The sequence below is a fragment of the Phytoactinopolyspora endophytica genome (assembly GCF_004138495.1).
GTDB classification, from domain to species: Bacteria; Actinomycetota; Actinomycetes; order Jiangellales; family Jiangellaceae; genus Phytoactinopolyspora; species Phytoactinopolyspora endophytica.
Genome location: NZ_ML142882.1, coordinates 1 through 654, shown reverse-complemented (window position 1 = coordinate 654; position 654 = coordinate 1). Strand labels below are relative to the sequence as shown.

The window sequence follows — 654 nt, the reverse complement described above, 5'->3', positions numbered from 1 at the left end:
TCCAAGCGGGCGCTCGTCGTCTGTGACCTGCCGTTCGGCTCGTACCAGCTCGGACCGGAGCAGGCGCTGGCCACGTCGATCCGGATGATGAAAGAGGCCGGCGTCCAGGCGGTCAAGCTGGAGGGCGGGCTACCCGTCGTCGAGTCGGTCCGGCGGATCGTCGAGGCCGGAATCCCGGTCATGGCGCACACGGGGTTCACTCCGCAGAGCGTCAACGCGATCGGTGGCTACCGGGTTCAGGGCCGAGGAGCCCAGGCGGACGATCTCATCGAAGCGGCGCTCGCCCTCGAAGAGGCGGGGGCGTTCGCCATCGTGCTGGAGATGGTCGCCGCCGAGGTCACCGCGGAACTCACCAAACGTCTGACCATCCCAGTGATCGGGATCGGCGCCGGGCCCGACTGCGACGCGCAGGTGCTCGTCTGGCAGGACATGGCGGGGATGCGCTCCGGGGCGGCGCCCCGTTTCGTCAAGGCGTTCGGAGATCTGCGCGAGAATCTGGTTACGGCGACACATGCGTTCGCCGACGACGTCGTCGCTGGGCGGTTCCCCGCAGACGAGCACACGTACCACTAGTGTCCTGCGCCTTTAATTCGTGCGATATATTTTGTGAGCGAGTTGAGGATCTCGTCGGCGGTCTTGATCCACACGAACGGC

Annotated in this window: 1 protein-coding gene; it reads left to right on the top strand. The window is 66.4% G+C overall.

All coding sequences use genetic code 11. The annotated features are described in order from the left end of the window. On the top strand, nt 1-573 hold a 573-nt coding region (panB, locus tag ELR45_RS33465), incomplete at its 5' end, for a 3-methyl-2-oxobutanoate hydroxymethyltransferase (RefSeq protein WP_240760329.1). Between the last annotated feature and the right edge of the window lie 81 nt (nt 574-654).